Below are 1,470 nucleotides of genomic sequence, written 5' to 3'. Positions count from 1 at the left end.
TTTACCACGGTGTGGTTCATGACTGGGGTGAAGTCGTAACAAGGTAGCCCTAGGGGAACCTGGGGCTGGATCACCTCCTTACCTAAAGATTTATTGTTTGATGCAGTGTCCACACAGATTGCTTGGTCGAAATGTAAAAGAGCGCTAGCGTTGCCCAACAACGCTGGCAGAAAACTAAGTCCCGTTCGTCTAGAGGCCTAGGACACCGCCCTTTCACGGCGGTAACAGGGGTTCGACTCCCCTACGGGACGCCACTTTCTTTTTAGCTAAAGAAAGTAACAATGGGTCGTTAGCTCAGTTGGTAGAGCAGTTGACTTTTAATCAATTGGTCGCAGGTTCGAATCCTGCACGACCCACCATTTCCTTTCCACGAAGGAAAGCTATTTACTTCTGCTTTTTAACGCGGAAATAAAAAGCAACATCGTGGGCGATTAGCTCAGTTGGGAGAGCACCTCCCTTACAAGGAGGGGGTCACTGGTTCGAGCCCAGTATCGCCCACCATTCTTTCTCTTAAATCTTGATTGCAAGGTTAAGTTGAAAAGAATAAGTACCACCCAGTTATATTGGGGCTATAGCTCAGCTGGGAGAGCGCTTCGCTGGCAGCGAAGAGGTCTGCGGTTCGATCCCGCATAGCTCCACCACTTTCTAAATGCATTCTTACTCGTAACAAGAGTGGAGTGTGGTTAGAAAGTGGAATATTTGTCTCTACGGGGATAGAAAAAACACATGCTCTTTAACAATCTGGAAAGCTGACTAGTAAATTCAATCGAATGATTGAATTACAAATGTATCTTGCTTCTTTTAATAAGAACGAGATACGAGTTCTCAAAACAAACACACATTCAAGTGTCTTGTGTTTTTGTCTTCACTTTTTTAAAAGTGGAAACAAAAGAAGAGTCCGGCGAAAACAAATCCTCTCTTGCTCTTGTAAAAGAACAAGCAGAGAAACCTTGGTTGTTGCCATACGAAACCTCTTGGGGTTGTATGGTTAAGTGACTAAGCGTACACGGTGGATGCCTTGGCAGTCAGAGGCGATGAAGGACGTATTAACTTGCGATAAGCGTAGATTAGGCAGTAAAAGCCACTTGAGTCTACGATTTCCGAATGGGGAAACCCACGTGCATAAGCACGTATCGTTACGTAAATACATAGCGTAACGAGGCGAACCGGGGGAACTGAAACATCTAAGTACCCCGAGGAAGAGAAATCAATTGAGATTCCGGCAGTAGCGGCGAGCGAACCCGGATTAGCCCTTAAGCAGCATTAGCGTTAGGTGAAGGTACTGGAAAGTACAGCGATACAGGGTGATAGCCCCGTAACCGACAACGCTTTTACTGTGAAATCGAGTAGGACGGGACACGTGATATCCTGTTTGAACATGGGGGGACCATCCTCCAAGGCTAAATACTCCTGACTGACCGATAGTGAACCAGTACCGTGAGGGAAAGGCGAAAAGAACCCCTGTGAGGG

The 1,470-nt window shown here is 46.5% G+C and carries 4 tRNA genes and 2 rRNA genes; all 6 read left to right on the top strand.

What is annotated here, in order from left to right:
* Nucleotides 1-81: ribosomal RNA gene (locus tag C9J12_RS30025) — 16S ribosomal RNA — on the top strand; the annotation flags it as partial.
* A gap of 97 nt (nt 82-178) precedes the next feature.
* Nucleotides 179-254, top strand: a tRNA-Glu gene (locus C9J12_RS30020).
* Nucleotides 255-283: 29 nt separating this feature from the next.
* Nucleotides 284-359 (top strand) — tRNA-Lys (locus C9J12_RS30015).
* A gap of 66 nt (nt 360-425) precedes the next feature.
* Nucleotides 426-501: transfer RNA gene (locus tag C9J12_RS30010), tRNA-Val, on the top strand.
* Nucleotides 502-565: 64 nt separating this feature from the next.
* A tRNA-Ala gene (locus C9J12_RS30005) sits at nt 566-641 on the top strand.
* Nucleotides 642-986: 345 nt separating this feature from the next.
* Nucleotides 987-1,470 (top strand): 23S ribosomal RNA (locus tag C9J12_RS30000); the annotation flags it as partial.

Source organism: Photobacterium frigidiphilum (genome assembly GCF_003025615.1).
GTDB classification, from domain to species: domain Bacteria; phylum Pseudomonadota; class Gammaproteobacteria; order Enterobacterales; family Vibrionaceae; genus Photobacterium; species Photobacterium frigidiphilum.
The sequence above is the reverse complement of the archived record's forward strand: the minus strand, read 5'-3'. Positions and strand labels throughout refer to the sequence as shown.